The sequence below is a fragment of the Hydrogenophaga sp. genome (assembly GCF_011772445.1).
Taxonomy (GTDB): Bacteria; Pseudomonadota; Gammaproteobacteria; order Burkholderiales; family Burkholderiaceae_C; genus Hydrogenophaga.
Map to the genome: position 1 here is coordinate 145,556 of NZ_WVZN01000011.1, position 23,842 is coordinate 169,397.

Here is a 23,842-nt window from a genome sequence, read left to right on the forward strand (position 1 = left end):
TCCCCTCAGGCCTGCAGGGGCGGCGGCGGCTCGAGCCGCACCGCCACCGACGGGTGCACCATGGCCGACACGTCGCCGCCGAGCCTGGCGATCTCGCGCACCAGGGTGCTGCTGATGCATTGCAGGTCGGCCTGCGGCAGCAGGAACACGGTTTCCACGCCCGGCTGCAGCTTGCGGTTCATGGCCGCCATCTGCGCTTCGTAGTCGAAATCGGTGATGTTGCGGATGCCACGCACCACGGCCTGCGCGCCGTGCTCGCGGCAGAAGTCCATGATCAGCCCGTCGAATGGCAAGGCGCGCACTCGGCCTGACAGGCGACCTGCCGCCTCTGCCACCATCGCCAGGCGCTCGTTCAGCGTGAACTGCGTCTTCTTGTGGTGGGCCACGGCCACGGCCACGATGACCTCGTCGAACAGGCCGGCGGCGCGGCGCATCACATCCTCGTGGCCGAGTGTGATGGGATCGAAGGTGCCGCTGTAAACGGCGGTGCGGGCGGTGGTCTCGGGCATGGGACGATTATCCCGTGGCGCCGGGCAGGGACGGGCGCAGCAGGTGAAAGGCCACGGCACCGGCGCGGCCGTGCCGGTGCAGGGCCAGGCCCAGGGCGCCGAGCTCGGCCTCGGCCCAGGGGCGCGGGGCTTCCAGGTAGACGAAGCCCTCGGCCGCGACGGCCGCTCGCGCGGCTCGCAGCGCCGGCTCGAACAGGCCCACGGCATCAAAGGGCGGGTCGAGAAAGACCACGTCCAGGCCCTGCCCCGCGGCCGCGCGCAGGGCCGCCAGACCGTCGCCGCGCTGAACCCGCACCGCCTCGGCCTTCAGGCGCGCGCGGATGGCCTGCAGCTGCGCCACCAGCGAGGGTTCCTGCTCCACCATCAGCACCTCGCGCGCGCCACGCGAGGCGGCTTCGAAGCCAAGCGCCCCCGTGCCCGCAAAGGCGTCGAAGCAGCGCCAACCGGTGAGGTCCTGCCCCAGCCAGTTGAACAGCGTTTCGCGCACGCGCGAGGGCGTGGGCCGCAGCCCGGGCCGATCGGCCACGGGCAGCTTGCTGCGTTTCCACTGACCGCCGAGCAGGCGGACTTCTTGCGGCGGAGCGCCGGCAGACTTCTTCATGCCAGCGAGCTTAACCGCGCCATGTTCAGGGCTTTGCGCCAACGATCACGGTGGCCATGCGATCGGGTTTCACCACGCGCTGCATCGCACGGCGCACCTCGTCCGCCGTCAACGCGCGCACCCGCTGCGTCCAGGTGTCCAGGTAGTCCAGCGGCAAGCCGTTCCAGGCGATGTTGACCACGTTGTCGAGCAGCTTGCGGTTGCTGTCGAAGCGCAGAGCGAAGCCGTTGATGAGGTAGTCCTTGGCGGCCTGCAGCTCGGCCTCGGTCGGGCCGCCGGCGATATAGGCCGCCAGCGTCTCGCGCACCACGCGCACGGCCTCGTCGGCCTGGTCCGGCCGCGTGTTGAGACCGATCTGGAACGCCCCCGCGTGGCGCCCCGGCGAAAAGTAGCTGTAGACGCCATAGGTGAGCCCCCGCTTCTCGCGTACCTCGATCGTCAGGCGCGAAGTGAAACCGCTGCCACCGAGGATGTGGTTGCCCACGAAGAGCGGGAAGAAGTCCGGGTCGTCCCGTTTGAAGCCGGGTTGGCCCATCAGCACCTGCGCTTGCGCGGCGGGCATCGGCAGGCGTTGCTCGGTGGGCGCGGCCAATGGCTGCACCTCGGGCACGATCGGCAGCTCGGCGCAGCCATTCGGCGCGATGGCGCGAACCAGTGCGTCGACGATGCGCTCGGCGCCCGCTCGGTCCATCGCGCCCACCATCACCACCTGCGCGCGGCAGGCGCTGACGTGGCGGCGGTAGAACGCGCGCATGTCGTCCACGCGGATCGCCGCGAGCGTCTCCGGGGTGGCGAAACGCCCATAAGGGTGCTCGCCGTACACGGCGCGCCCGAAGGCATGGCCGGCCACCGTCGGCGGGCGGTTGAGCGCTTCGCGCAGCGCGGCCGTGGCGCGCTCGCGGTCGCGCTGCCACACGGCCTCGGGCCAGGTCGGCCGGGCCAGTTGCTGCGCGGCGAGGGCCACGGCGCGCGAGAGGATGGCCGGATCGGTGAGGCTGCGCAACTGCACCGAGAAGCGGTCGCTGCCCGCGCTCGCGCCGAACTCGGCGCCCAGGTCCACCCAGGCCGCGGCCAGGGCGTTCTCGTCGCGCGCGGGCTGGCCCTCGTAGGCGCCCACGCCGCCGTCCAGCAGGCCCGCCGCCGCGTTGGCCAGCCCTGCCTGCGCGGCCGGCTCGCGCCGGCTGCCGCCGTCGAAGTCCATCTGCACGTCGACCATGGGAATGGTCGGGCTGTTCACCAGGTACACCCGCGTGCCGCTGGGGTGCACCCAATGCTCGATGGGAATGGCGGCCGAGGCAAGGCCCGCCACCAGCGCGAGGCCCATGGCCGCCGACGCGCGCTTCACTGCTGTCCAATGCCTCATCGCGCGCCCTCCTTCTCATGTGCCTCGGGCACCAGCACACCGGTGTTGAGCGTGCGATCGATGAAGTAGCGCCGCGCCACCGCGCGCACCTGCTCGGCCGTGACGGCCTGCAGCCCGGCCATCAGGCGCTCACCGGCGTCCGTGGGCAAGCCATTGAGCCAGTACGTGCCTTGCTCTTGCGCCTGGTTGAACACCGAGTCGAGCTTGTAGACCTCGGATGCGGTCCATTGCGTCTTCACGCGCTGCAGCTCATCGGCACTCACACCTTCGCGGGCGATGCGCTCGATCTCGGCCTTGAGCGCGCCAATGGCCGTTTCGGCCGTGACCCCGCGCGCCGGCACGGCCGAGGCGGTGAACACCTGCGGCCCCCGGCCCATCAGCCCATAGCCCGAACTCGCGCTGTCAGCGATGCGCTTTCCGCCCAGGCCCTGCCCCTGCACCAACGCGCGCTCCAGGCGCGCGCCGCTGTAGCCATCGAGCACGCCCGAGAGCACCGCAAGCGCCAACGCGTCGCGGTTGGCTTCGTCGTCGCCACCGGTGTAGCGGGGTGCGTGCCAGGCCAGCACCACCAGGCCCTGATCCGCCACGGCGCGGTACTCCAGTCGGCGCGGACCGTGCTGCGGCGGCTCCGTGCGCGGCTTGCGCGCCGGCACGGCGCGCGCGGGGATGCGGCCGTAGGTGCGCTCGGCGATCTCGCGAACCCGCTGCGGGTCCACGTCGCCGGCCACCACCACGGCGGCGTTCGCCGGCACGTACCAGCGCTGGTGAAAGTCGCGCACGTCCTGTGGGGTCATGGCATCGATGTCGCTCATCCAGCCGATGATGGGCCGCCGGTACGGGCTGGCCTGCCACACCATGGCATTGAAGGCTTCGAACAGGCGCGCGCGCGGCGACTCCTCGGTGCGCTGGCGCCGCTCCTCCTTGATGACCTCGATCTCGCGCGTGAACTCGATGTCGGGCCACTGGTTGTTGGCGAAGCGATCGGCATTGAGCGCCATCACTTCTTCCAGCCGCTCGGCTGGCACCTGTTCGTGGTAAGCGGTGGCGTCGCGGCTGGTGAAGGCGTTCTGGCGGCCGCCCAGCGCGGCCACGCGCTCCGAGAACTCGCCGGGTTTGAGCGTGGCGCTGCCCTTGAACATCATGTGTTCCAGCGCGTGCGCCACGCCGGAAGTGCCATCGACCTCGTCGATCGAGCCGACGCGCACCCACAGCATGTGCACCGCCGTGGGCGCGCGGTGGTCGGGCCGCACGATCAGCGACATGCCGTTGGCGAGGGTGAAAGACTGGGCCGCCGGGGCGGTGGGCGTTGGTGAGGCGGCGTGCGCGAGGGACGCGGCCAGCACCAGCGCGAGAAGCGTCGAAAGGCGTTTCATAGAATCCCAAGGATTCCAGAGATTCTCAAATGTTCTCGTTCTTCCGAAAAAAAAACCCCGCGCCAGCCCCTGAGGCACCGGTGCCCACGCCCGATGCGCCTCCCGCCATCGGGCCGGGCCCGGCCCCCGCCACGGCGCACCCTGAGGCGAGCGCCTCGCCACCCGCGCCCGCCCAGCCGCCCGTCCCCGCGGCCGTGCCAGACGCCCCTCGCCAGGGTTGGCTCAACCGCCTCAAGAGCGGCCTGCGCCGCACCGGCAGCGGCATCGCCACGGTGTTCACCGGCACGCGCATCGACGAGGACCTGTACGAGGAACTCGAGGCCGCCCTGCTGATGGCCGACAGCGGCGTGGCGGCCACGCAGCACCTGCTCAGCGACCTGCGCCGCCGCGTGAAGGAAGCGAAGGCCACCGAGCCCGCCGCCGTGAAGGCCCTGCTGGCCGAGGCCATCGCCGACCTGCTGAAACCCTTGCAGAAGCCGCTGGTCATCGGCGAGCACAAGCCCACCGTCATCATGGTCGCCGGCGTGAACGGCGCGGGCAAAACCACCTCCATCGGCAAACTCACGCGCCACCTGGCCGACGAGGGCGCCAGCGTGCTGCTGGCCGCGGCCGACACCTTCCGCGCGGCCGCGCGCGAACAGCTCGCCGTCTGGGCCGACCGCAACACCGTGGACATCGTGACGCAGGAAGGCGGCGACCCGGCCGCCGTGTGCTTCGACGCCGTGAGCGCCGGCAAGGCGCGCGGCAAGGACGTGGTGCTGGTCGACACCGCGGGCCGCCTGCCCACGCAACTGCATCTGATGGACGAACTGCGCAAGATCAGGCGCGTGGTGAACAAGGCGGACCCCACGGGTCCGCACGAGGTGCTGCTGGTCATCGACGGCAACACCGGACAGAACGCGCTCGCGCAAGTCAGGGCCTTCGACGAGGCCTTGCAGCTCACGGGTCTCATCATCACCAAGCTCGACGGCACGGCCAAGGGTGGCGTGCTCTGCGCCATCGCGCGCGAGCGGCCCGTGCCGGTGTACTTCATCGGCGTGGGCGAAAAGCTCGAGGACCTCGAGACCTTCGACGCGCGAGAGTACGCGCAGGCCCTGCTCAGTTAGCCTCGCTGGCGTCCTGTTCGCTGTAGTGGCGCCAGCGGCCCATGGCCTGGCGCATGGTGAGCACCTGCCGCTCGAAGGTCGGGCAGGCCTGGCACATCGCCATGTGCAAGCGCAGGGCCCAGCGTTCCAGGCGCGGCAGCTCGCGGTCCTCGCGCGCGATGATCAGCGCGGTGACTTCCTTGCAGGTGCGGCGCAACGGGTAGATGGGCTTCATGCGGCGTCTCGGCGGGCGAACCAGTTGAGCTCCAGGCATTCGCGCAAGCGCAAGCGGGCCCGGTGCAATTGGACGTAGAGGTTGGTCGGTGTCAGCGACAGCTCCTTACAGATCTCCTCGCTGCCCATCTCCAGCCACTCACGCATCAGGAACAGGCGCCCTTGCGCGGGCGGCAGCTTCTCGGTGCAGGCCTCCAGGATGCTCATGAACTGGCGATTGTCCAGGTCCTGCTCGGGGTTGCCCCAGTCGGCCGGCCGCTCGGCGAAGTGGCCGTCGGCCTTGAAGGGCAGGTAGTCCAGGGGGTCGGCCTCGTCGTCCTCGCCGCTGCCCAGCGTCACCTCACGCCCGTGCTGGCGCAGCGCGTCGACGATCTTGTGCTTGAGGATGCCCACGAGCCAGGTACGCAATTGCGCGCGACGCTCGAAGGCCTGCGGCCGGGCGATCGCGGCGAGCACGGTCTCTGACACCGCGTCCTCGGCCCAGGACTCGTTGCGCAACTGCAGGCGCGCGAACTTCATGAGGTAGGCCCGCGACTCGGCGACTTCCTGCTCGAACGTTGGAGACGGCATGGCGCGGGAGTGTAGTGAATGGCGAAGTCGGCACGGCGACAGGCGGTGTAAGAACCCGCACGCTGCCACGACACAAGCCCACCAGACCGCTTGCACCGGGCCATCGCGCGGTGGGCCCTGGGTTTGAGGAGCCAATCCCATGAACCAACGCCAATTCCTCGCCGCCGCCGCCGGCTCGCTGATGTCGCTCGCCCTGCTGTCCACGCCCGCGCTGGCGCAGAACAGCGGCAAGGAGAAGTGCTACGGCATCGCCAAGGCCGGCCAGAACGATTGCGCCAACCTCGCGGGCACGCATTCCTGCGCGGGCCAGGCCAAGATGGACATGGACAAGGGCGACTGGAAGTACGTGCCGGCGGGCACCTGCAAGCAGATGGGCGGCCTGTCGGCCGACGAGGCCAAGAAGGCCACGATGAAGAGCTGATCGCCAGCCCTGCACGCGCCATGCCAGTCCCCACGACACACGACGCCGACGCGCCCGAGGTGGGCATTGGCTGGCGCACGCCGCACCAGCGTGCGCTGCTCGAGCAGCGGCCCGCGCTCGATTTCATCGAGGTGCATGCGGAGAACTTCTTCGCGCCCAACACGGCCACGCGCGCGCCTCTGCTCAAGGCCCGCGAGTCCCATGGCCTGAGCCTGCACGGCGTGGGTCTGTCGCTGGGCTCCGCCGAAGGCATCGACCCGTGGCACCTGGACCGCCTGGCCACGCTGGTCGCCGACACCGAACCCCGCTTCGTCAGCGAGCACGCGAGCTTCGCGCGCGGCACCTGGCAAGCGCGTGCCGCGCACGCGGCCGACCTGCTGCCCCTGCCCTTCACCCGCGAGGCGCTGGACGCGCTGTGCGCGAACGTGCAGCGCGTGCAGGAGCGCCTGCGCCGGACCATCGCGGTCGAGAACCTCTCGGCCTACCTCGCCTGGCCCGAGGCCGACATGGCCGAGGCCGATTTCCTCGTGACGCTGAGCCGGCGCACGGGCTGCCAGTTGCTGGTGGACGTCAACAACCTCGTCGTCAACGCGCTCAACGACCAGCGCGCCGGCCGCATCGACGCCCCCCTGCCCGCCGTGCGGCGCTGGCTCGACGCCATCCCGCCCGACTGCGTGAGCGAACTGCACCTGGCGGGCCACCACGACCGCGGCGACCTCGTGATCGACGACCACGGCAGCCGCGTGCACGACACCGTCTGGCAGGCGTACCGCCACGCCATCGCGCGTTTCGGCGCCGTGCCCACGCTGATCGAATGGGACACCGACATCCCTGCGCTGGACGTGCTGCTGGACGAGGCCGCCACGGCGCGGCACCTGGGCCGCGACGCACGGCGCGCGCGGGCATTGGAGCCGGCCGCATGATCACCTCGCTCGCGCAGCGGCAGCACGAACTGCTCGACGCCCTGCTTCAGGCGCGTCCGCCCGGACCCGACGCGCCCTGGCACGGCCCGGGACTCGGCGCCTACCGCGCCAACGCGCACGCGCACGCCGAGCGCGCGCTGCTCGACGCCTACCCCGTGGTCGCGGCGCTGCTCGGCGAAGCGGCCTTCCAGGCGCTCGCCCGCGCCCTGTGGCACCACCACCCGCCCGAACGCGGTGACCTGTCCGAATGGGGCGCCGCGCTGGCCGGCTTCGTCGCCGCGCAGAGCGAGCTGGATGGCCTGCCCTACCTCAGCGACGTGGCGCGGCTCGAATGGACCCTGCACCTGGCCTCACGCGCGGCCGACGCCGCTCCCGATGCCGCGAGCTTTGCCTGGCTGGAACGCGAGCCCCCCGAACGCCTGCGCCTGCGCCTGGCCCCCGGCACGGCGATCGTGCGCAGCCCCTGGCCCGTGCTCAGCGTGCTCGACGCCCACCTGCATGGCGATCCCGACTTCGCCACCGTGGCCCGGCGCCTGAGCGATGGCGTCGCCGAAAGCGTTCGCGTGTGGCGCCAGGGCCCAAGCCTGCGGCTCACGCCGATCGACGACACGCTGGCCTGCTTCGAGGCCGCGCTGCTGAACGGCCACACCCTCGGCCAGGCCCTGGACGACACGCCGATCGATGCGCTCTCCTGGCTCGGCGAGGCCGTGCGCAGCGGCCTGTGCACGGGCGTGGCGCCGCCCCCCGATGCGATCGACAACGAAGGAGAAGCCCCATGTCCACCCACCCCCTGATCCACCGCATCGCCACATGGTGGCAGCCGATCGACCGCCTGCTCGACGCCGCCCAGCCCCTGGGTGCGCTGCTCGCGCGGCTCTACATGGCGCAGGTCTTCTTCCTCTCGGGCCTCACCAAGATCCGCGACTGGGACACCACCCTGCTGCTGTTCACCGAGGAATACCACGTGCCCCTGCTGCCGCCCGCCCTGGCCGCCGTCATGGGCACGGTGGGCGAGCTGGCTCTGCCCGTGCTGCTGGTGCTGGGCCTGGCCGGGCGCTTCTCGGCGCTGGGCCTGTCGGTGGTCAACGTGGTGGCGGTGCTGAGCCTGAGCGAGATCGCCCCGGCGGCCTTTCAGCAACACCTCACCTGGGGCGCGCTGCTGGCCGCGCTGGCCTTGTTCGGGCCGGGGCGCTGGTCGCTGGACCATTGGCTGGGCGGTCGCCAGCGTTCCTGAGGCAGCGCGCGCGGGGCCGTACCATCGCGGCCCATGCGCAGCGGCATCACCCGACTTGTCCTCATCGGCGCAGGCCCGGCCCACCGAGAGGTGCTGGCCCGCCTGACGCGGCACCACCCCGCCGACCTGCAGGTCACCCTGCTGGCACCGCCCACCGCGCCCGTGCACGAACCCCTGGTGCCGGCCGTGGTGGCGGGCCGGTACACGGCCGATTCCTGCCGCGTCGGCCTGTCGGGCCTGCTCACGCTGGCCCAGGCGCGCTGGCTCGGCGGGCGGTGCATCGGCGTCGACATCGAGGGCCGCCTCGTGCGCGCCGCGCCGGCCGATGGCGGTGCGGCGATCGAGCTGCCCTTCGATCTGCTCTCGCTCGACACCGCCGCCACCACCGACCGCGAGGCGCTCGCGCACCGCCTGCCCGGCGCGCGCGATCTGGCGCTGCCGCGCTACCCCACCGAGGCCTTCCTGGGCCTGTGGCCACGCGTGGTGTCGCTGGCGCGCGAGCGGCCGCTGTCGGTTGCCGTCATCGGCGCGGGCGCGGCCGCCATCGAACTGGTCTTCGCCGCGGCGCAGCGCCTGCGCGCCGAGGGCCGGGCGGGCACCATCCTCACCCTGCTCACCGACGGCGGCGCGCTGGCGGGCGACCTGCCCCCCGCCGTGGCCTCGCGCGTGCGCCGCGAGCTCAAGCGCCAGCGCATCCACGTGCTCAACGAACCCTGCACGGGCCTCACGGTGGATGGCGTGCGCCTGGCCAACGGCGCGCTGCTGCGCTGTGACGTGCCCCTGGTGGCCGGGGCCGCCGAGGCGCCGGTGTGGCTGCGCGACACGCCGCTCGCGCTGGCCGAGGGTGGGCAGGTGCTCGTCAACCGATTCCAGCAAAGCCAGAGCCACCCGAATGTGTTCGCCGCCGGCCACGCCGCGCGCCGCGACGACCACCCCTACCCCGAGGCCGCCACGGCCTCGGTGCGCGCCGGTGCCGCGCTCGCGCACAACCTGCTGGCCGCCTTCGAAGGCCGGCCGCTCAAGGCGCATTGGCCGGCCCAGCGCGTGTTCACCCGGCTGTCCTGCGGCACCGACCGGGCCATCGCCGCCTGGGGCCCGCTGCGCGCCCAGGGGGGCTGGGTGGCGCACTGGAAGGACCGCGACGCGCGCCGCGAGGTTGCGGCGCCGGCACCACAAGGTGGGGACGCGAGGCCCCCGGCGTAGGGCGCTTGCCGCGGACGGCCCCTAGACTTGGGGGCTACACCCTACTGGTATCGACCGACCATGCGCCAGCGCCCCGTCCCCTTTTCCCGCTCCGCCGTCGCCCTGATGGCCGCCCTGGCCGCCAGCGCCGCGATGGCGCAGCCCGCACACGGCCCCGGGGCGCACAAGCACGCGGCGCCGACGCCGGCCACCGGCGCGGCGGGCGCGCCCGAACCCGCGCGCCCCCTGCACCCCTGGCAGGCCGCGCCGCCGCGCCTGTCGGCCGAGGCCTACTTCACCAACCTCAAGGACGGCGACCGCATCGAGACGCCCTACGTGCTGAAGTTCGGCCTGTCGGGTGGCTGGGGTCTGGCGCCCATCGCGCAGCCCGGCCAGGGCAAGAGCGGACACCACCACCTGCTGGTCAACCGCGACCTGCCGCTCAATTTCAAGCAGGCCCTGCCCTTCAACGATCAGTACATCCACTTCGGCAAGGGCCAGATGGAGACGGTGCTCACGCTGGAGCCCGGCGAGTACACGCTGCGCATGCTGCTGGCCGACCAGCAGCACCTGCCGCACTTTGTCTTCAACAAGGCCACGCGGATCACCGTCACCCGCAAGAACGCCACCGACCCCGCCACGCTGCAGAAGAAGGGCCTTGCGATCGATCTGGTGCAAAGCGACAGCCAGCGCCCGCCCTTCCTGGTGCGCTTCCACGCCTCGCTGCTGAACGTGGCGCAGATGGCCCAGAAGATCCCGGAGACCGGCCACTTCAAGCTGACGGTGACGCCCGTGGCGGGCGGCGCCCCGGCGGTCATGGACTTCCGCGACGGGCAGACCGAGACCTGGCTGGCGCCGCCCGCGGGCACCTACAACCTCAGGCTGGAGATGCTCGACAACCTCGACCCCGGCAAATCGCTGGCCGAGGCCGCGACGGCGCGCGTCGAGGTGCGCTGAGGCTGGCGTTCAGCAGCCGAGCCGATCGGCCAGGTCGATCAGGTCGCGCGCGTGGTGCGTGTTCGCCGGGTCGGGCGACACGTCCTTGAGGTGCGCGGCGCCGAACTCCATCGGGCGCTCGATATAGGCCGTTGCCAGGCCGCAGTCGCGCGCGGCGGCCAGATCGTCCTGGTGCGCGGCCACCATCATCACCTCGGCGGGCGACACGTCGAACAGCCGTGCCGCGCCGAGATAGACGCGCGGGTCGGGCTTGTAGGCGTGGAACACCTCGGCGGAGAGCACACAGTCCCAGGGCAGACCGCCGCGCTTGGCCATGTTGGTGAGCAGGCCGATGTTGCCGTTGGACAGCGAGCAGATGGTGAAGCGCGTCTTGAGCCGCGCGAGCCCGGCCACGCTGTCGGGCCAGGGGTTGAGCCGGTGCCACACGCGGTTGAGGTGGGCGCGCTCGGCCTCGTCCAGGTGCCCGAGGCCGAAGCGCGGCAGGATCTCGTCCAGGATGCCCCGGTGCAACTCGTCCAGGCGCGTCCAGCCGCGCTCGCCACTGCGCACGCGCTGCATGGCGGGCTGGTAGCCCTCGCGCCAGGCGAGTGCGAAGGCGTCGGCGTCCACCTGCGGGTACGCGGCCTGCACCTCGCGCACGATGCTGCCGTGCCAGTCGACGACGGTGCCGAAGATGTCGAAGACGAGGATGGAAATCGGGGGCATGCGGGTCTCCTTCTTGGTTGGACGGGTCTTTGCTCAGCTCACGCCACGCCGTACGCGCGCAGCAGTTCCCCCCAGGCCTCGAGCTTGCGCTCGAACGACCAGCTCGCGTTCGCCGGGCTCGTCGATGGCAGGCGGTGCACCGGCAGGCCGAAGGCGCCCGTGAGCCGCGCGTGGCGAAAGCTCTCGCCGCCGTTGTGCGCGATCGCACGCAGGTCGGGGCACGCGCGGCGCAGGCGCGCGAAATCATTGAGCTCGGCCTCGCGGATGGCGGTGTCCAGGCTGCCTTCGCGCTCGCAGCTGGCGTACACGTCCCAGATCCCCAGGCCATGGGCCCGCACCGCCGCCACGCGCTCGTCGTAGCCGGCCTGCACCAGCGGCTCGTTCCACAGGGTGCCCAGGATCTTCCAGAACGCGTTCTGCGGGTGCCCGTAGTACTGCTGCGCGCGCAGCGAGGCCACACCGGGGAAGCTGCCCAGCACCAGCAGCCGCGTGTTCGGATCGGCAATGGGCGGCAGGCCGGTGAGCCGCGTCATGCCAGGGCCGTCAGGCGCGGCAGCACGCGCCGCGCGTTGTCGCTCGTGGCGCGCGCGAGTTCGTCCGCCACCATGCCGCGCAAGCCGGCGATCACCGCACCGATGCGCGGCAGCTCGCGCGGGTGGTTCACGCCCTGGGGGCGGCCGGCCGCGCGCTCGGCCGCCGTGGCGTAGAGCCACTGCGGCGGGATGTCGGGCGCGTCGGTCTCCAGCACCAGGGCATCCAGTGGCAGCTCGCTCGCCAGTCGGCGGATCTGCCGCGCGGTGTCGAAGGTGGACGCGCCGCCGAAGCCCAGCGCGAAGCCGCGCTCGACGAAGGCCCTGGCCTGCTCCAGGCTGCCGTTGAAGGCGTGGCCGATGCCGCCGTCCACCGGCAGCTCGCGCAGGCCCTTGAGCAGGGCGTCGGCGCTGCGCCGCACGTGCAGGATCACCGGCAGGCCGTGGCGGCGCGCCAGGCGCAGCTGCGCCCGGTAGAAGCGCGTCTGGCGCTCGCGCATCTCGGGCCCGGTGAGTTCGGGCAAGAAGAAATCGAGCCCGATCTCGCCCACGGCCACCAGGCGCGGGTCGTCGCGGTGGGCGTGCAGGGCCTCGTCCAGCGCGTCCAGGTCGGCGTCGTCCGCGGCGGGCACGCACATCGGGTGGATGCCCAGTGCGTAGGCGTCGTCGAGCCGGTGCGCGAGCTGGCGCACCGTGTCCCAGTTGGCGCGCGCCACGGCGGGGATCACGCAGCGCGCGACGCCGCGCTCGCGCGCCTGCGCGCGCCAGGCCGCGACCTCATCGGTCGCGAACTCGCTCGCGTCGAGGTGGGCGTGCGTGTCGATCCACAGGGCTGACATCGTGGCGTGCGTCGCTTGCGCGTATAAGCTCGGACAGGCATTGTGACCGCATCACCCCAGTCGCCAAGGAGGACCGCCATGACACCCCGCTGGATCGCCACCCTCGCCCTGCCCCTGCTCGCCGGCCTGAGTGCCTGCGCCATGCCACCCGGACCCGGCGGGGCGCCCTCGCTGGTGGGCACCGAGTGGCGGCTGGACGACCTGGGCGGCGCGGGCGTGCTCGACCGCGTGCCCGCCACGCTGGCCTTTCCCGAAGCGGGCCGCGTGACCGGCAATGGCTCGTGCAACCGCTTCTTCGGCAGCTACACGCTGGTAGAGGACCGCATCGCCTTCGGCCAGATGGGCATGACGCGCATGGCCTGCGCGGGTGCCGTGGGCGAACAGGAGAACCGCTACATGGCCGCGCTGCAAAAGGCGCAGCGCGTGCAAGTGCAGGGTTCGACGCTCACGTTGAGCGTGGAAGGCATGGACAAGCCCTTGCGGTTCGCGCGCACGAAGCCGTGACACCCCCGCCGCGCCTCGCGCGAACCCCTCGTGGGGGCGCACCTGCGGCCCGGCAAAGCCGGTTCCGCGGTGCCCTTGACCGGGTCACGCCAATCGGCCGGCGTTCAGGCGCAGCACGCGGCCGCAGCGTGCGGCCAGGCCCTCATCGTGCGTCACCACCACGAAGGCCGTGCCCTGGTCGCGCGCCAGGTCCATCATGAGTTCGAACACGCCGTCGGCGGTGGTGCGGTCCAGGTTGCCCGTGGGCTCGTCGGCCAGCACGCAGGCCGGCTGCGTGACCAGCGCCCGCGCGATGGCCACGCGCTGACGCTCGCCGCCGGACAATTCCGCCGGCCGATGCGCCAGGCGCTCGCTCAGGCCCACGCGCGCGAGGATCGCGCCGGCGCGCTCGGCCGCCTCGGCGCGCGGCTGGCGGCGGATCCACAGCGGCATGGCCACGTTGTCGCGCGCGCTGAACTCGGGCAGCAGGTGGTGGAACTGGTAGACGAACCCCAGGTGCTGGTTGCGCAGCTCGCCCTGGCGCGCGGCGCCCAGGGCCGACAGTTGCTGGCCCTTGAGCGCCACCGTGCCGCTGCTGGGCGCGTCCAGCCCACCCAGCAGGTGCAGCAGCGTGCTCTTGCCGGAGCCGGAGGCGCCGACGATGGCCACCGTCTCGCCCGCGCGCACCTCCAGGTCGACGCCCTGCAGCACGCTCACATCCAGGCGGCCTTCGCGGAAGCGCTTGGTGAGGCCACGGGCGCAAAGAACAGTATCGGTCATGGTTGTTTCGCCGCNNGCGGCGGGGACCAGGGGTTGATCGTGAGTGTTGACATGGGTGCTTACCAATGGGTTTCGCCGCCGGGCCGCCCCAAGGCGAAACGCGCCCCCTCGGGGGGCAGCGACCCGCGCAGCGGCGGAGCGTGGGGGCATTATTCATATCGCAGGGCCTCCGCCGGGTTCACGCGGCTGGCGCGCCAGCTCGGGTACAGCGTGGCCAGAAAGGCCAGCACCAGGGAGATCACCGCCACCGGCACGATGTCGCCCTGCTGCGGGTCACTGGGCATGCGGCTGATGAGGTAGATGTCCTGCGGCAGGAAGCTCGCGCCCAGCAGGCGTTCCAGCGCGGGCACGAGCGTGTCGATGTTGAAGGCCACGCCCAGGCCCAGCAGCAGGCCCAGGCCGGTGCCGATGACGCCCACCGCCGCCCCCTGCACCACGAAGATGCCCATGATGCTGCGCGGGCTCGCGCCCAGGGTGCGCAGGATGGCGATGTCGGCGCGCTTGTCGGTCACCGTCATCACCAGCGTGGACACCAGGTTGAACGCGGCCACCGCCACGATCAGCGTGAGGATGATGAACATCATGCGTTTCTCGAGCTGCACGGCCGCGAACCAGGTGCGGTTCTGGCGCGTCCAGTCGCGCACCAGCAGGCCCGGCGGCAGCTCGGCCGCCATCTTCACGGCCACCTCGCGCGCGGCGTGCAGGTCGCGGATCTTCACGCGCACGCCGGTGGGGCCTTCCACGCGGAAGATTCGCGCGGCGTCGTCCTGGTGCAGCATGGCCAGGGCCGAGTCGTACTCGTAGTGGCCCGAATCAAAGGTGCCCACCACCGTCATGCTGCGCACGCGCGGCACCACGCCGGCCGGCGTGACCTGTCCGCTCGGCGCAATCAGCGTGACCGTGTCGCCCGCGATCACGCCCAGGCCGCGCGCCAGCTCACCGCCCAGCACGATGCCGAACTCGCCGGCCTTCAGGCGCGGCAGCACGGTGTCGGACAGATCGGCCGCGAGATCGGTCACCTTGGGCTCCAGCGCCGGGTCGATGCCGCGCACCAGCACGCCCTTCATGTCCTCGCCGCGCGCGATGAGCGCCTGCGCGCCCACGAAGGGCGCGGCGCCCAGCACCTCGGGGCGCGCCTCGATGGTGGACAGCACCTGGGGCAGGTCGGGAATGGCCTGGCCGCCGGCGTCGAACACCTCGATGTGCGAGAGCACACCGAGCATGCGGTCGCGCACCTCCTTCTGGAAGCCGTTCATGACGGACAACACGATGATCAGCGCGGCCACGCCCAGCGCGATGCCCAGCATGGACACGCCGGAGATGAAGGAGATGAAGCCGTTGCGCCGCGTCGCGCGGCCGGCGCGCGTGTAGCGCCAGCCCAGCAGGAGTTCGTAGGGGGTTTGCATGGGTGATCGGCGGGCATTGTGGCATCCCCGACAATCGCGGCATGCCCGACGAGCCCTTGGTCCTGGATCCCGCGCACCACTGGCTGGTTCCTTTTGCCGCCCCTCTCGAAGGGGAGGATCCCCCCGCCCTGCCCGCGCTCGACGCCCTGCTCGCGCTGCTGCGCGAGGTCGCGCGCGACGCCGACGATGGCCTGAGCCTGAGCCCGCCGCACGAGCGCGCGCTGGCCCGCGCCCAGGGCCTGCCGCTGCGCGACGGAGCCCTGCCCTGGGCCGCGCTGGCCAGCGACACGCCCCACACGCCACAGGCCTGGGTGCACCCCGTGCACCTGCAGGTGGGCACGGGGCAGGTGACGCTGCAGACCGCCGAACAGGCTGGCGGACTCGACGAAGCCGAATCGCGCGCCCTGTTTGACGCCCTGGCCCCACTGTGCACGGAGGATGGCATCGAACTGCGCTTCGACGGCCCCACGCGCTGGCTGGCGCGCGGCGAGCGCCTCGGCGCCCTGGCCTGCGCCAGCCTGGATCGCGTGAGCGGCCGATCGCTGGCCACCTGGCTGCCGCAGGGCGAACAGGCGCGCTGGCTGCAGCGCCTGCAAAGCGAGGCGCAGATGCTCTTCTATACCCACCGCGTGAACGACGTGCGCGAGGCCGCGCGCCGCCTGCCCATCAATGGCGTGTGGTTCAGCGCACCCGGCGCGGTGGACGGTGGCACGCGCTTGCGCCCCGCGCCCACGGTCAGCGACCGCCTGCGCGCAGCCGCCCTCGCTGGCGACGCCGAGGGCTGGCGCCGCGCCTTCTCCGCGCTCGACCAGTCCCTCTTCACACCCCTGCTGGAACGCGCGCGGCGCGGCCAGCCCCTGGCACTCACCCTCTGCGGCGAACGCGCGGCCCTCACGCTCGTGGCCGAGCGCCCCGGCCTCGCGCAACGCTTCACTCGTGCACTCGGCCTGCGTTCGCGCGCCCGCGCACAAGACCTGCTAAAGACCCTATGAAAATCATCACCCGCGACGTTCCGCCGCGCGCCGCCTGGGCGCTCGAACAGGCCGGCCTGCACCCTCTGTTGGCCCGCCTGTTCGCCGCGCGCGGCGTCACCACCTCCGACGAACTGGACGACGCGCTCGGGCGCCTGCTGCCGCCCGACACCCTGAACGGCGCGCGCGAGGCCGCGCGGCAACTGGCGGACGCCATGACCGCGAAGCAGCGCATCTGCATCGTGGCCGACTACGACTGCGACGGCGCCACCGCCTGCGCCGTGGGCGTGCGCGGCCTCAAGCTGCTCGGCGCGCCGCTCGGCTTCGACAGCGTGGGCTACCTCGTGCCCGACCGCGTGGTCGACGGCTACGGCCTCACACCCGCCATCGCGCGGCGCGTCAAAGACAGCGGCGCCGACGTGCTGGTCACCGTGGACAACGGCATCGCCAGCGTCGAGGGCGTGCGCACCGCGCGCGAACTGGGCTTGCGCGTCGTCGTCACCGACCACCACCTGCCCGGCCCGCAACTGCCCGCCGACTGCGTGATCGTCAACCCCAACCAGCCCGGCTGCGCTTTCGAAAGCAAGTGCATCGCCGGCGTGGGCGTGATGTTCTACGCGCTGCTGGCGCTGCGCGCGGAGTTGCGCGAGCGCGGTGTGTTCGATGCGAAGAACCAGCCCCGCATCGACGCGCTGCTGCCGCTGGTGGCCCTGGGCACGGTGGCCGATGTGGTGAAGCTCGATGGCAACAACCGCCGCCTGGTCGCTCAGGGTTTGAAGCGCGTGCGCGCTGGCGCCCTGCCAGCCGGCATGGCCGCCCTGTTCGCCGCCGCAGGCCGACGCGTCGAGACCGCCAGCGGCTTCGACTTCGGCTTCGCCCTGGGCCCGCGCCTGAACGCGGCGGGCCGCCTGGCCGACATGACCTTGGGCATCGAATGCCTGCTCACCGACGACCCCGCGCGCGCCGACGAACTCGCGCGCACGCTCGACGGCATCAACCGCGAGCGCAAGCTCATCGAGGGCGAGATGCGCGAGCAGGCCCTGGAGATGGCCGAGGCCCTGTTCGACGAGGGCGAAGAGCCGCCCCCGGCGATGGTGCTGTTCGACCCGGATTTCCATGAGGGCGTGGTGGGCATCGTGGCCTCGCGCCTGAAGGACAAGCTGCACCGGCCCACTTTCGTCTTCGCCGCCAGCGCGGCGGCGGGCAAGGAGCACGAACTCAAGGGCTCGGGCCGCTCCATCCCCGGCTTTCACCTGCGCGACGCACTCGACCTCGTGGCCAAGCGCCACCCCGGCGTGCTGCTGCGCTTCGGTGGCCACGCCATGGCAGCGGGTTGCACCATCGACGAGGAGCACCTGGACACCTTCGAGCAGGCCCTGCAGCAGGTGGCGCACGAGTGGCTGGATGCGGCCACGCTGCAGCGCCGCCTGGAGGCCGATGGCGCGCTGGACCGGCAGTACCGGCGGCCCGATCTGGTGGACGTGCTGCAGTCGCACGTGTGGGGCCAGGGCTTTGCGCCGCCGGTGTTCTGCGAGGAGGTCCGGGTGGTAAGCCAGCGCATCGTGGGCGAGAAGCACCTGGCGCTGAAACTGCAGCACCAGGGGGATGCGGTGGACGGCATCTGGTTCGGGCACACCGAGCCGCTGCCGGAGCGGGTGAAGATCGCGTTCCGGTTGGACGCGGATGAGTGGCAGGGGCAGCGGCGAGTGCGGTTTCTGGTCGAGGCGGCGGAGATCTGAGTTCTTGCTTACCTGCGGGCTTCAGGCCTGCACCTCGCGGTCGCTCGGGGCCACTGGGTGCACTGCTCCGCGACTGTCCCCCGGACCGGGCTGCGCCCGGTCCTCCTCCTTTATGTCGCTACGCAGTGCACCCAGCGTCCCCGAGCAACAGGCACCTTGGCGCGCCCACAGACCGAGTGCCAACGAGGTCGTCGGTGATCGGGTGTCCGGCGCAGCGACATAAAGGAGGAGGAGCGGAGCGCGTCAGCGATCCGCTCCGGGGGACAGTCGCGGAGCCGGACACCCGGTCGCCGACGACCGGAGCAGCCGGAGCAAACCCCGCGAAAGAAATCAAATCAGCCCATCAGCGCTTCACGCACCGCCGCCAGTTGCCGACGAGAAACAGCCAGCCGCTCCTCCACCCCATCAAGCCGCACCGTCCAGCCCTCACCCTCGACCGGATCGCTGTGCTTCTCAACCGCCCGCACCGCCCGCCGCGACACCAGCGCATTGCGGTGCACCCGCACGAACAGGTGCGAGTAGCGCGACTCCAGGTCGCTCAGCGCGCCGTCGTAGATGTGTTCCTTCTCCGCCGTGCGCACCGTGATGTACTTCAGCTCGGCCTTGAGGTAGATGATGTCCGACAGCGCCACGCGCTCACTGCGCCCGCGCTCCTGGATGATCAGCGCCTCCGGCGGGCCCGAGTCGCCGCCGCCCTCCTTGCCCGCGCGCACCTTCACCACCTTCTGCAGCGCCTGCTGCAGCCGCTCGCGGCGCACCGGCTTGGTCAGGTAGTCCACTGCCTCCACCTCGAACGCGCTCACCGCGTGCTCCGGGTAGGCCGTCACGAACACGATCGAGGGCGGCGCGGCCATCTGACGCAGGGTGTTGGCCAGGGTGATGCCATCCACCCCGGGCATGTGCACATCCAGCAGCACCAGCTCGCAGTGGGTGCGCTGGATCATGTCCATCGCCTGCACCGCATTGCCGGCCTCGCCCACCACGTCGGTGCGCGGTTCGGTGCATTCGCCCAGGAGGGTGCGCATGCGCGACCGCGCCAGGGCTTCATCGTCGACGATCAGAACCTTCAGTGCCATGTTTGTGCTCCGTGATCGGTCTTTGCCATGCCGCGCTTATACCGGGATTTCGAGACGCACCTGAAACACGCCGTTGACCAGCGCACTCTGGAAGCGCCCCTGCACATCATGCAACAAGGTCAGCCGCTGCCGCACGTTGTCCAGTGCCAGGCCGTTGCCGCGCTTGCCGCTGCCCGCCGGCACGGTGTTGGTGACCTTGATCACCACCACCCCGCCCCGGCGCTGCGTGCTGATGCGCACCGTGGCGCCGATGGGGCTGGGCTCCACACCATGTTTCACCGCATTCTCCACCAGGGGCTGCAGGATCAGGGGTGGCAGCCGGGCCTTGGAGGCCGCCTCGTCGATCGCCCACTCCACCTGCAGGCGGTCGCCGAAGCGCACCTGCTCGATGGCCAGGTAGTGCTCGGCCAGCTCGAGCTCCTGCCACAGGGGCACCGCCTCCTTGGGGTCGGCCAGCGCGTGGCGAAACAGTTCGCTCAGGTCTTCCAGCAGGCTTTCGGCCTTGGCCGGTTCCTCGCGCACCAGCGCAATGGCGCTGTTGAGCGTATTGAACAGGAAGTGCGGGCGAATGCGCGCCTGCAATTCGGCCAGCCGGGCCGTGGTGCCCGCGGGCATGCGAGCCTTGGCGCGCCACACCAGCCCGGCCACCAGCACCGCCGCCACCAGGGCACCGGCCGCGGCCGAGGCGAACCACAGGTTGTGCGTGAGGATGCCCAACCACACCACCAGCCCGCAGCCATAGAGGCCCGCCACGGCCCCGAGCGCGACGGCCACCGTCCATTGCCAGTGCGTCTCCATGCGCCCGAGCTGGCGCTTGAGCGCGCAGATGGCCAGCAGCCAGGCCAGCACGGCGGGCAGGGCCGCGCCGGTGTAGATCGCCAGCGAGGTGCCCCAGGTGGCGACACTGCTGGCCGTGAACAACGCCGCCACGGCAACAATGGCCTGCACGAACAGCACCGCGCGCAGCACCACACCGACCTGGCAGGTGTCGAACACCTGCACGCGGGCCCGCACGTACTCGGGCATTTCCGTGAGCGGACGCGCCCCCGCTGCGTGGGGCAACTCCTGGAAGGTCGATAAAATCCGCGAATCTTTCATGGGAAGCGATACCGTTTTCCGTTCGGTCGGCCGCCCAGGCCCGCGCTTGGTTGCCCAGGCGCTCTCACACTCCCCCGTACAGCCGCTGACAACACCATGTCATCCAACCAACTCGACAAGAAATCCGAAGCCTGGTCCGCCCTATTCTCGGAGCCGATGAGCGAGTTGGTCAAGCGATACACCGCGAGTGTTTTCTTCGACAAACGACTGTGGCAGGCCGACATCCAGGGCAGTCTCGCACACGCCGAGATGCTCGCGGCGCAAGGCATCATCGGCCCGTCGGACCATGCGGACATCCAGCGGGGCATGTCGCAGATCGCCAGCGAGATCGAGCGGGGCGAGTTCGAGTGGAAGCTCGACCTGGAAGACGTGCACCTCAACATCGAGGCGCGCCTGACCCAACTGGTGGGCGACGCCGGCAAGCGCCTGCACACCGGGCGCAGCCGCAACGACCAGGTGGCCACCGATGTGCGCCTGTGGCTGCGCGGCGAGATCGACCTCATCGACGGTCTGCTGGGCGAGTTGCAGCGCGCGCTGGTGGAGGTGGCCGAAAAGAACGTCGACGTGATCCTCCCCGGCTTCACGCACCTGCAGGTGGCACAACCCGTGAGCTTTGCCCACCACCTGCTGGCCTACGTGGAGATGTTCGCGCGCGACGCCGAGCGCTTCGCCGACGTGCGCCGCCGCACCAACCGCCTGCCGCTGGGCAGCGCCGCACTGGCCGGCACCACGTACCCGCTGGACCGCGAGCGCGTGGCGAAGACCTTGGGCATGGTGGACGACAAGGGCGCCCCCGCGGTGTGCCAGAACAGCCTGGACGGCGTCAGCGACCGCGACTTCGCGATCGAATTCACCGCCGCGGCATCGCTGTGCATGGTGCACATCAGCCGCTTCAGCGAAGAACTGATCCTGTGGATGAGCCAGAACTTCGGCTTCGTGAAGATCGCCGACCGCTTCACCACCGGCTCGTCCATCATGCCGCAGAAGAAGAACCCGGACGTGCCCGAACTCGCGCGCGGCAAGACCGGACGCGTGGTGGGCCACCTCATGGGCCTCATCACGCTCATGAAGGGCCAGCCCCTGGCCTACAACAAGGACAACCAGGAAGACAAGGAACCGCTGTTCGACACCGTGGACACGCTCACCGACACGCTGCGCATCTTCGCGGAGATGGTGGGCGGACAGCTGAACCCGGCCACGGGCAAGAAGGAAGGCGGCCTCACCGTGAATGCCCAGGCCATGGAGGCCGCAGCCAACAAGGGTTACGCCACCGCCACCGACCTGGCCGACTACCTGGTGAAGAAGGGCCTGCCCTTCCGCGATGCGCACGAGACGGTGGCGCACGCGGTGAAGGCCGCCACCTCCCACAACTGCGACCTCTCCGAACTGCCGCTCACCGTGCTGCAGGGCTTTCACGCCAGCATCGGCAAGGACGTGTACGAGGTGCTGAGCCTGCGCGGCTCGCTCTCGGCCCGCAACACGCTGGGCGGCACGGCGCCGGCGCAGGTGCGCGAGCAGATCGCCCGCCACCGCGCCCGCCTGGGCTGAGGCCCGCAGCCGGCTCGGCCTGCGCATGCATGAGCCCATCGACCTCGGCACGCTGCGGGTGGTGATCGCCGCGGCCGACCTGGGCTCCATCAGCGCGGCCAGTGAACGGCTGCACCTGGCGGTGGCCGCGGCCAGTTCGCGCATCAGCGCGCTGGAGGACTCGCTGGGCTTTCGCATCTTCGAACGTTCCTCGCGCGGCGTGCAGCTCACGCCCGCGGGCCAGATGCTGGTGCAGCGCAGCCGCGCCCTGTTGACGGATGCCGACCGCCTGGCACAGCACCTCAAGGGCTACAGCCAGGGGATGCAGGGCCAGGTGCGCGTGCTGGCCAACACCTCGGCCCTGCTGGAGGTGCTGCCACAGCGCCTGCAGCGCTTCCTCTCCAGCCACCCGCTCATCCGGGTGGACATCGAGGAGCGCGGCAGCCCGGAGATCCCGCTCGCGCTGATCGAAGGCCGCGCCGATTTTGGCGTGGTCGACCTGCCCGTACCGCCCGCGGGCCTGGCCTTCACGCCGTTCTTCAGCGACACGCTGGTGCTGCTCGCGCCCGCGTCGCACCGCCTCGCGGGGCGCAGGAAGCTGCGCCTGGCCGACGCGCTGGACGAGCCCTTCATCACCCTGAGCGACGGCACCGCCTTGTCCAACCGCCTGCTCGCCTCGGCCACCGACGCAGGCCGCCCCTTGAACGTGCGCATGCGCATGCGCGGCTTCGACGCCGTCTGCCGCATGGTGGCGGCCGGCCTGGGCGTGGGTGTGCTGCCGCTGGAGGCCGTTGCGCCGCAACTGGCGCACCTGCCGCTGGCCGCGGTGCCATTGAGCGACGCCTGGGCGCGGCGCACGCACAGCATCGCCACGCGCACCGACGCGCCGCTGGCACCTGCCGCGGCCACGCTGGTGCGGGCGCTGACTCGCTGAAGCCCTCCCCGGCTTTCGCCAAACGCGAAAGCGGCCTTCCGCGCAGGCCATTGCCGCGCGCCGCGAGCCGTTCCTACACTGCCCGCGAACCCAACGAACACGCCGCCGCACGCGGCGCAGGAGACAAGATGAAGATCGCCCGCGTCTGGGCCACGCCGCTGAACCTGCCCGTCACCGTGCAGGCCGCCCGTGGCAGCAAGACCACCAGCCTGTCCGTCTGCCTCGTGTCGATCGAGACCGACAACGGCCTGATCGGCACCGGCATGACCGCCATCACCGAAGAAGAGGTGATCGGCAGCATCGTCAACGACATCGCGGCTCACCACCTGGTGGGCCTGGACCCGATGCGCCACGAGCAGATCTGGGAGCGCCTGTACTGGCTGCTCACGCCACGCGGGCAGTCGGGCTATGCCAGCCACGCCATCGCGGCCATCGACCTCGCGCTGTGGGACATCAAGGGCCAGGCCCTGGGCGAGCCCTGCTGGCGTCTGCTGGGCGGTGCGCGGGACGAGGTGCCGGTGTACGCCACCTTCGGTTTCGCCTTTTTCGAGCGCGACGAGCTGGCCAGTGCCGCGAAGGACTGGGTGTCGCGCGGCTTCACGCGCCTGAAGATGACCGTGGGCCACCACGCCCTGGCCCGCCGCGACGAGCCGCGCCCGCTGGACGCGGTGATCGCCGAGGACGTGCAGCGCATCCGCGCCGTGCGCGAGGCCGTGGGCCCGGACGTGCAGATCTACATCGACGCCAACTGCAGCCTGGACTACTTCCACGCGCTGAAGCTGGCGAAACAGGTGGAGGCGTACGACATCAGCTTCTTCGAGGAGCCGGTGACGCACAACGACATCCCCAACCTGCAGAAGCTGCGCGCCAAGACCGGCATCCCCCTGGCCGCCGGCCAGAACGAAGGCCTGGCCACGCGTTTTCGCGACCTGCTGGTGGCTCAGGCCGTGGACGTGGTGCAGCCCAACGCCTGCATCAGCGGCGGCTTCACGCAGTGCGGGCGCATCGCGGGCATGGCGGCGGCGTTCAACACGCGCTTCGCCAACGGCGGGGCCTGGCCGCACCACAACATGCACCTGCACGCGGGCCTGGCCAATGGCTCGCTGGTCGAATACCACTCGGTCGCGGTGCAGTGCTGCGAACTGGTCTTCGACGGCCTGCCCAAACCCGAGCGCGGCGTGCTGCGCCTGCCGCAGGCGCCGGGCCTGGGCTTCAAACCCAACCCCGAGCGGCTGGCCGAGCTGGCGCGCCGCCCAGGCTCGCGCGGTGCCGGCAAGGCCTGAGCGGATTCCCCACGACAAC

Annotated in this window: 26 protein-coding genes; 13 read left to right on the forward strand and 13 right to left on the reverse strand. The window is 71.2% G+C overall.

Going from position 1 to position 23,842, the window contains the following annotated elements:
• Positions 1–5 precede the first annotated feature (5 nt).
• From coaD to GTO19_RS05285, 4 genes are read right to left on the reverse strand one after another with little or no spacing between them, the layout of a single operon-like run.
• Positions 6–509 carry a pantetheine-phosphate adenylyltransferase gene (coaD, locus tag GTO19_RS05270; protein WP_291022485.1) on the reverse strand — a complete coding sequence of 168 codons (504 nt, stop codon included), beginning with the start codon at positions 507–509 and terminating at the stop codon, positions 6–8.
• A 7-nt stretch (positions 510–516) separates the two neighbouring features.
• Positions 517–1,110 carry a 16S rRNA (guanine(966)-N(2))-methyltransferase RsmD gene (gene rsmD, locus GTO19_RS05275; RefSeq protein ID WP_291022487.1) on the reverse strand — a complete coding sequence of 198 codons (594 nt, stop codon included), beginning with the start codon at positions 1,108–1,110 and terminating at the stop codon, positions 517–519.
• Positions 1,111–1,135: 25 nt separating this feature from the next.
• Positions 1,136–2,473 carry a pitrilysin family protein gene (locus GTO19_RS05280; RefSeq protein ID WP_291022489.1) on the reverse strand — a complete coding sequence of 446 codons (1,338 nt, stop codon included), beginning with the start codon at positions 2,471–2,473 and terminating at the stop codon, positions 1,136–1,138.
• Positions 2,470–3,846: a pitrilysin family protein gene (locus GTO19_RS05285; RefSeq protein WP_291022491.1), complete on the reverse strand. Its 1,377-nt coding sequence runs from the start codon at positions 3,844–3,846 to the stop codon at positions 2,470–2,472. The genes GTO19_RS05280 and GTO19_RS05285 overlap by 4 nt, the downstream gene beginning before the upstream one ends.
• Positions 3,847–3,875: 29 nt before the next feature.
• On the opposite strand from GTO19_RS05285, the gene ftsY reads away from it, so the two are divergent.
• Positions 3,876–4,952, forward strand: coding sequence for a signal recognition particle-docking protein FtsY (gene ftsY / locus GTO19_RS05290; RefSeq protein ID WP_291022493.1), 1,077 nt, complete (start codon positions 3,876–3,878; stop codon positions 4,950–4,952).
• On the opposite strand, the gene GTO19_RS05295 is transcribed toward ftsY, so the two are convergent.
• Positions 4,945–5,166 (reverse strand): zf-HC2 domain-containing protein, encoded by a 222-nt coding sequence (locus GTO19_RS05295; RefSeq protein ID WP_291022495.1) that lies wholly within the window; start codon positions 5,164–5,166, stop codon positions 4,945–4,947. The genes ftsY and GTO19_RS05295 overlap by 8 nt on opposite strands.
• The gene (locus tag GTO19_RS05300; protein ID WP_291022496.1) at positions 5,163–5,735 is read right to left on the reverse strand and encodes a sigma-70 family RNA polymerase sigma factor; all 573 of its coding nucleotides are present in this window, start codon (positions 5,733–5,735) and stop codon (positions 5,163–5,165) included. The genes GTO19_RS05295 and GTO19_RS05300 overlap by 4 nt, the downstream gene beginning before the upstream one ends.
• A 139-nt stretch (positions 5,736–5,874) precedes the next feature.
• On the opposite strand from GTO19_RS05300, the gene GTO19_RS05305 reads away from it, so the two are divergent.
• Genes GTO19_RS05305 through GTO19_RS05330 form a run of 6 tightly spaced genes read left to right on the forward strand, consistent with a single transcriptional unit; the run spans position 5,875 to position 10,452 of the window.
• Entirely contained in the window at positions 5,875–6,156 is a 282-nt protein-coding gene (locus GTO19_RS05305; protein WP_291022497.1) for a DUF2282 domain-containing protein, read from the forward strand.
• A gap of 20 nt (positions 6,157–6,176) precedes the next feature.
• Positions 6,177–7,079, forward strand: coding sequence for a DUF692 domain-containing protein (locus tag GTO19_RS05310; RefSeq protein WP_291022499.1), 903 nt, complete (start codon positions 6,177–6,179; stop codon positions 7,077–7,079).
• A complete protein-coding gene (locus tag GTO19_RS05315) occupies positions 7,076–7,873 on the forward strand; it encodes a DNA-binding domain-containing protein (RefSeq protein ID WP_291022501.1) in 798 nt (265 codons plus the stop codon). Before GTO19_RS05310 ends, GTO19_RS05315 begins: the two co-directional genes overlap by 4 nt.
• On the forward strand, positions 7,855–8,313 hold the full coding sequence (locus GTO19_RS05320) for a DoxX family protein (RefSeq protein WP_291022503.1): 459 nt from the start codon (positions 7,855–7,857) through the stop codon (positions 8,311–8,313). The genes GTO19_RS05315 and GTO19_RS05320 overlap by 19 nt, the downstream gene beginning before the upstream one ends.
• Positions 8,314–8,346: 33 nt before the next feature.
• Positions 8,347–9,516 (forward strand): FAD-dependent oxidoreductase, encoded by a 1,170-nt coding sequence (locus GTO19_RS05325; protein WP_291022506.1) that lies wholly within the window; start codon positions 8,347–8,349, stop codon positions 9,514–9,516.
• 60 nt (positions 9,517–9,576) lie between these two features.
• Positions 9,577–10,452 (forward strand): DUF4399 domain-containing protein, encoded by an 876-nt coding sequence (locus GTO19_RS05330; protein WP_291025851.1) that lies wholly within the window; start codon positions 9,577–9,579, stop codon positions 10,450–10,452.
• Between the two features lie 9 nt (positions 10,453–10,461).
• Here GTO19_RS05330 and GTO19_RS05335 read toward each other — a convergent pair whose 3' ends face one another.
• The 3 genes from GTO19_RS05335 to GTO19_RS05345 are packed head-to-tail and all read right to left on the reverse strand — an operon-like array spanning position 10,462 to position 12,526.
• Positions 10,462–11,157: a haloacid dehalogenase type II gene (locus tag GTO19_RS05335; protein ID WP_291022510.1), complete on the reverse strand. Its 696-nt coding sequence runs from the start codon at positions 11,155–11,157 to the stop codon at positions 10,462–10,464.
• 38 nt (positions 11,158–11,195) lie between these two features.
• The gene (locus GTO19_RS05340; protein ID WP_291022512.1) at positions 11,196–11,690 is read right to left on the reverse strand and encodes a DNA-deoxyinosine glycosylase; all 495 of its coding nucleotides are present in this window, start codon (positions 11,688–11,690) and stop codon (positions 11,196–11,198) included.
• Positions 11,687–12,526 carry a TatD family hydrolase gene (locus GTO19_RS05345; protein WP_291022514.1) on the reverse strand — a complete coding sequence of 280 codons (840 nt, stop codon included), beginning with the start codon at positions 12,524–12,526 and terminating at the stop codon, positions 11,687–11,689. The genes GTO19_RS05340 and GTO19_RS05345 overlap by 4 nt, the downstream gene beginning before the upstream one ends.
• A gap of 78 nt (positions 12,527–12,604) precedes the next feature.
• On the opposite strand from GTO19_RS05345, the gene GTO19_RS05350 reads away from it, so the two are divergent.
• On the forward strand, positions 12,605–13,030 hold the full coding sequence (locus tag GTO19_RS05350; protein WP_291022515.1) for an META domain-containing protein: 426 nt from the start codon (positions 12,605–12,607) through the stop codon (positions 13,028–13,030).
• Positions 13,031–13,114: 84 nt separating this feature from the next.
• Here GTO19_RS05350 and lolD read toward each other — a convergent pair whose 3' ends face one another.
• Positions 13,115–13,789, reverse strand: a complete 675-nt coding sequence (lolD, locus tag GTO19_RS05355; protein WP_291022517.1) for a lipoprotein-releasing ABC transporter ATP-binding protein LolD — start codon at positions 13,787–13,789, stop codon at positions 13,115–13,117.
• A 149-nt stretch (positions 13,790–13,938) separates the two neighbouring features.
• Entirely contained in the window at positions 13,939–15,195 is a 1,257-nt protein-coding gene (locus tag GTO19_RS05360; protein ID WP_291022519.1) for a lipoprotein-releasing ABC transporter permease subunit, read from the reverse strand.
• A gap of 41 nt (positions 15,196–15,236) precedes the next feature.
• On the opposite strand from GTO19_RS05360, the gene GTO19_RS05365 reads away from it, so the two are divergent.
• Together GTO19_RS05365 and recJ are read left to right on the forward strand one after the other, a co-directional pair.
• The gene (locus GTO19_RS05365; protein WP_291022520.1) at positions 15,237–16,187 is read left to right on the forward strand and encodes a hypothetical protein; all 951 of its coding nucleotides are present in this window, start codon (positions 15,237–15,239) and stop codon (positions 16,185–16,187) included.
• Complete coding sequence (gene recJ / locus GTO19_RS05370) at positions 16,184–17,905, forward strand: single-stranded-DNA-specific exonuclease RecJ (RefSeq protein ID WP_291022522.1); 1,722 nt, start codon at positions 16,184–16,186, stop codon at positions 17,903–17,905. The genes GTO19_RS05365 and recJ overlap by 4 nt, the downstream gene beginning before the upstream one ends.
• Before the next feature lie 335 nt (positions 17,906–18,240).
• Here recJ and GTO19_RS05375 read toward each other — a convergent pair whose 3' ends face one another.
• Both GTO19_RS05375 and GTO19_RS05380 read right to left on the reverse strand, forming a co-directional pair.
• Positions 18,241–18,981, reverse strand: coding sequence for a LytTR family DNA-binding domain-containing protein (locus GTO19_RS05375; protein ID WP_291022524.1), 741 nt, complete (start codon positions 18,979–18,981; stop codon positions 18,241–18,243).
• 36 nt (positions 18,982–19,017) lie between these two features.
• Positions 19,018–20,079 carry a sensor histidine kinase gene (locus GTO19_RS05380; RefSeq protein ID WP_291022526.1) on the reverse strand — a complete coding sequence of 354 codons (1,062 nt, stop codon included), beginning with the start codon at positions 20,077–20,079 and terminating at the stop codon, positions 19,018–19,020.
• A 96-nt stretch (positions 20,080–20,175) separates the two neighbouring features.
• Between GTO19_RS05380 and argH the strand changes: the two genes are divergently transcribed.
• The 3 genes from argH (at position 20,176) to GTO19_RS05395 (ending at position 23,823) form a co-directional block, all read left to right on the forward strand.
• Positions 20,176–21,627, forward strand: coding sequence for an argininosuccinate lyase (gene argH, locus GTO19_RS05385; RefSeq protein ID WP_291022528.1), 1,452 nt, complete (start codon positions 20,176–20,178; stop codon positions 21,625–21,627).
• 25 nt (positions 21,628–21,652) lie between these two features.
• Entirely contained in the window at positions 21,653–22,540 is an 888-nt protein-coding gene (locus GTO19_RS05390; protein ID WP_291022530.1) for a LysR substrate-binding domain-containing protein, read from the forward strand.
• Between the two features lie 128 nt (positions 22,541–22,668).
• Positions 22,669–23,823, forward strand: a complete 1,155-nt coding sequence (locus GTO19_RS05395) for a mandelate racemase/muconate lactonizing enzyme family protein (protein ID WP_291022532.1) — start codon at positions 22,669–22,671, stop codon at positions 23,821–23,823.
• Positions 23,824–23,842 lie beyond the last annotated feature (19 nt).